The organism is Pseudogracilibacillus amylolyticus (SeqCode), assembly GCF_051918545.1.
Classification (GTDB): domain Bacteria; phylum Bacillota; class Bacilli; order Bacillales; family Amphibacillaceae; genus Pseudogracilibacillus.
Genome location: NZ_JBPPZG010000249.1, coordinates 1 through 5,154, shown reverse-complemented (window position 1 = coordinate 5,154; position 5,154 = coordinate 1). Strand labels below are relative to the sequence as shown.

General features: G+C 36.2%; 3 protein-coding genes. 1 reads left to right on the top strand and 2 read right to left on the bottom strand.

Annotated elements, in window-relative coordinates; all coding sequences use genetic code 11:
• Positions 1 to 912, top strand: a 912-nt coding sequence (gene pdxR / locus ACPYKA_RS18615) for a MocR-like pyridoxine biosynthesis transcription factor PdxR (RefSeq protein WP_479543700.1), incomplete at its 5' end; no start/stop codon positions are given.
• A 174-nt stretch (positions 913 to 1,086) separates the two neighbouring features.
• On the opposite strand, the gene ACPYKA_RS18610 is transcribed toward pdxR, so the two are convergent.
• The gene (locus ACPYKA_RS18610) at positions 1,087 to 4,239 is read right to left on the bottom strand and encodes an SNF2 helicase associated domain-containing protein (protein ID WP_479543699.1); all 3,153 of its coding nucleotides are present in this window, start codon (positions 4,237 to 4,239) and stop codon (positions 1,087 to 1,089) included.
• Positions 4,240 to 4,274: 35 nt separating this feature from the next.
• On the bottom strand, positions 4,275 to 5,154 hold an 880-nt coding region (locus ACPYKA_RS18605; RefSeq protein WP_479543698.1), incomplete at its 5' end, for an MFS transporter.

Sequence of the window (5,154 nt, the reverse complement as noted above, 5' to 3'; positions counted from 1 at the left end):
GAACCAGAGCAAGTTGTAATCAGTGTAGGAACCCAGCCTTTAATAGAACAATTGATTCAGATGCAACAGATGAATAAGACGGTGCAGATCGCCGTGGAAGATCCCGGTTACGCTAGAATTCATCGTCATTTAAACCAAATCGGAGCGAATGTTATACCTGTGCCGTTAGATTCAAAAAGTATTGATATCGAAAAATTGACTCACCTTCATGCAGATATGGTACTTGTTACCCCATCCCACCAATTTCCAATGGGGAAGATTATGCCTATTTCAAGGCGACTTCAATTACTAAATTGGGCTACACAACAATCCGATCGTTATATTATTGAGGATGATTATGACAGTGAATTTAAATATGAAACAGATCAAATTCCATCTTTGCAAAGTCTCGATCGTCATCAGCGTGTTATCTATATGGGGACATTTTCAAAATCAATGTTAACAGGATTGCGAATAAGTTATATGGTTTTACCGATACCGTTATTACGGAAGTACCGCAAACGTTACAACCACTTAATTCCTTATAATAATACGTTAAACTTATATACATTACATTATTTTATTGAAAGCGGTGCATATGCGCGGCATATTAAGCGAATGAATCATCATTACGAAATAAAACGTCAATTAATGATTAAAACGTTAAAACACTACTTTAACCATTCAATTCATATAGAGGATATTCCAGCCGGTCTACATTTTATCGCTCATTTTAAAACTAAAAAGTCGTATGAAGAAGTTGAAGAAGCAGCTGAAAAGGAAAAACTTGAGGTATACTCGTTGCGGCGGTTTATGTTGAAACAACAAACTCATAATCAAAAAGAAGTTATCTTAGTCATCGGTTTTGCAGCAATTGCTGAGGAAAAAATTGATGAAGCAATAAAACGGCTTTATCGCGCTATTCATGAATAAATCAGTTGGTGGTGGTAATATTCATTGTATTACCCAGCAACAACCGGCAGGAAAGTAACATCGAGTTAGTAGCAAGTAACTAATCCTACGCCTCTTCACCGCGGTCCTAAACTAGGTCAATCTTGCATTTCACTTAAAACACAAAAAGGAGCCTATGTTATTAGGCTCCTTCACTTATATACTCAACAACTCCCGTACATCTTCTTCCGATAAACTAGATAACATCGTTTCTCCTGGCTGTATGACCTGATCAATTAATTCCCGCTTCTTCTGCTGAAGTTCATAGATTTTTTCTTCAATTGTACCTTCTGTAATAAAGCGGATTACTTGAACAACATTTTTCTGGCCAAACCGGTGTGCTCTTCCTGCCGCTTGATCCTCAACAGCTGGATTCCACCATAAATCATACAGAATAACAGTATCTGCACCTGTTAGGTTCAGTCCCGTTCCACCCGCTCGTAACGAAATTAAAAAGACACTTTTTTCTCCATTATTAAATGCTTCGCTCATTTCGACGCGATCTTTGGAAAGCGTTTGACCGTGTAAATAATAATAGTCAATCCCTAATTTCTCTAACTCCTTAATAATCAATTCATGCATGGAAGTAAACTGAGAAAAAATCAACATTCTTTTTCCATTTTCAATCATCGTCTGAACCGACTCCATTAATTCATCGAGTTTCCCTGAACGCCCTTCATAATTTTCAATAAATAGGGAAGGATGGCAACAGAGCTGTCGAAGTCGTGTAAGTCCCGCTAAAATCTTCATACGGTTTTTTTGAAAATTATTACCCGCTATGGAGGCTGATGTTTCAGTCTGTAGTTGCTGCAAATAGCCCACATATAACTCTTTTTGATCCTTTGTTAACTCTGAAATATGAACTGATTCAATTTTATCTGGAAGTTCCGTTAATACATCCTTTTTAACCCGACGTAAAATAAACGGTCTCGTTAAAGCAGCGATCTTCTCCCTATCCATCTGTCTAAAATCAGCTTGACTTGGTAAAAATCCTGGTAAAATTACTTGGAAGATAGCCCATAATTCATCAATAGAATTCTCAATTGGTGTTCCACTAAGAGCAAAACGTTTTGTTGCTTTTATTTCACGGATAGCTCGAGAAGTTTTCGTGAAATAATTTTTAATGTATTGAGCTTCATCGAGTATAAGTGTTTGAAATGATAACTCTTTGTACATTGTAATATCTTGTCGAACTGTTCCATACGAGGTAATCCAAATATCGACATCTTTGGCTTCTTCAATGATTTGTGAGCGCTCCTCTGGGGAACCGCTAATTACCGCTACATCCAAATCTGGAGCAAATTTCTCAATTTCATTCCTCCAGTTATAAATAACAGAGGAAGGCACAACTACCAAATGAGGTTTCTCACTAGGTTCCGATAATAAATAAGCAATTGTCTGTAACGTCTTACCAAGCCCCATATCATCAGCTAATATTCCACCTAATTGATAAGAACTTAAAGATTTAAACCATTGGTAGCCAGTTTCTTGATATTGTCTCAATTCGGCATGTAAGTTTTTTGGTAATTCATACACTTGTTCTTCAGGTGATTTTAATCGCTCTAGTAGCTGGTTAAAGGATGGCTCATAATTTATTTTCGCATCGTTTAATTGGTCAATTTGCATCCCTCGATAAGCAGGTAACAACAGACTACCATCTTCTAGATCACTTTTACTTATACGTAGATCATCAAACATTCTTCCTACTGCTTTGTATTCTTCTGTTTCAAGGGAAATAAGCGCTCCACTATTTAAGCGGTAAAAACGTTTTTTCTCAATAACAGCTTTTAACATTTCCGATACTTCTTCATCATCGACACCACTTATATCGAAGCCAATTTCCAGTAAATTAGAATCGCCTTGAACATCAACAGTAGCGCTAGGAATCGGTTCATACTCGGTAATTAAGTTTTGAATTTCAGAAGTCAAAAATAATTCAACATGCTGATCTAATTCTGGCAAAATTGTATAGAGAAAATCATAGATTTCTTCATCATCGTCCATCTTGAGGTAAAGTTCTTTTCCATTATAATGAAAATTGGACTGTTCAATTAAATCCATTATCTGTTGCTCTTTTTTTACGTCACGTATAATAATTACCTTATTATTATTTCTTTTTTCAAATGGATCAAGCTCCTGATCACCGTAATGATACGTTAGCTTCCCTACAATCAAATTATCTTTTTCTTGTAAATATAATGTTGCCCGAAGTGGGTGCTCTACTAGCTCTTCGGTAACTTTTTCTTCGACTTCAATTGGTGAAACTTGCTTTAATATAGGCAGTGCTTCGGAAAAAAATGTATCAACGCTTTCTGAGGAAATTGGAAGTTCATGATTATCCATTCCTAATCTCCGGATTTGTTTCATTACACCAAGCTGATCCTCAGATGGAAAATAAAAATTCCCTTCTGAAAATATTGTCTTATAAGCTGGAAAATACTTAGCTCCCTTTACTCCATTTAGCTTTAACAGTAATTGTTCGGCATCATTACCTTGGTTTACAGAGAATTTAATAGGCATTTCATCATTTATAATTTCTATTTCTTTATAAAATTCATTTCCGACTTCTACTAACAAGTTTCGTTGAATCAATTTTTCAAGTAATGACGAAAAAGACATAGGTGGAATGAGAAACTCTCTTCTGTCATAGGCATTGTCTACCTCATAGCTCCGATCTGTGAATAGGTCACCTGTTTCAATAAAACCTTGTAGCTCTCTGAGAATATTCTCATCTTGTTTCAAAAAATAATGGTTTCTTGGATCGAAGCTAAACTTTTTTGTGAAAAAATGTTCTTCATCGTGTAACACATGGTCTAAAAACTCTCTTACATTTCGAATTACATAACAATGGTCAATCCCTGTTTTTAGTTCAACCCAAATTTTCTTAGCTTGATCCAACTTTAAATAATACTCAACCATCATTGGCGTTTTTCCAACAATCAGTCCCGAATTAACCATTCGTTGGTTAGAAATAATCCCTTCAATAAATTGATGTGTATCACGTGTTTCCCATTCACGTTCATACTTGTGGTTAGCAATTTCAAGCATAACAGCTACCAGATGTTTACAAGAGTGATACGTGCTAAAAGCAGGGCACTCACAATATGTTCTAATTTTCCCATCACTTAGTTTCGTTAAATCAATTTCAACATAATACAGTTCCGAACCTTCCACCTCAGCAAACCAAGCCTCTTCATGCTTATTATAACTGAGTCCATTTACTCTATCTTCCTTGTAATAAATTACTCCACGCTCATAGATGTGAGGAGGAAATAAACGTTGAATTTGACGATGACTGATTTTTTTCAATGCTTCATACCTTACCTTTAAATAAATTTTCTTACTTAAGATCTTGCTCTTCGACGTCCCGTTACAACTAGAAACAAATAATACGAAAGAGAAATTGTCACAGAAAAGGCCGATACGAGATAAATAATTTGATAACCGTATAAAAATGCAAGTTGTCCAAATAATATGGCACCAATTCCGACTCCTAAATCAAAAAAGGAAAAGAAAGTTGCATTAGCCATTCCTTTGCGGTTTGCAGCCGCTTTATCAACCGCCCATGCTTGAAGTGCAGGTTGAACGGTTCCGAAGCCTAGACCATACAAGGCTCCAGCTATAATCATGACCGTCATATTTGGAAGCCAAGATAAAAGAATCATTGCCACAAATATTAAAATAGCTCCCGGGGGAATGACATATAAATCCCCTTTTCGGTCATAAATTTTACCAGCAAAAATTCTTGATAACATTAAAAACAATGCATAGGAAACAAAATAAAATTGGATTCCTTCAATGTTCTTCTCAGCGGCATATAATGGTAAAAAGGAAGCTATTCCTCCAAAAGTCAATGTAATAAAAAGTAAGATAATAGAAGGATTGATTGCCGACTTTTCAAGCACATCGAATCTGGCTGGTTTTGTTTTATGAGGTGATTCATCCACCTTTTTATAACGTATGTTTAATGAAAGCAAAAATGCAATCAATCCGAGACTAGCGCACATTAAAAATAATTGCGTAAAAGAAAGAACACCTGCAAGTGTCAATCCAAGCGCCGGGCCAAATGCTAACGCCAAGTTTCCCGATAATCCGTAATACCCCATTCCTTCGCCACGTCGACTTGGTGGAATTAAGTCTGTCGCAATTGTTCCAGAAGCTGTTGTAGAAAAACCCCAGCCGACCCCTTGAACGATTCGCATAACAATTAAAAATGCCATACTG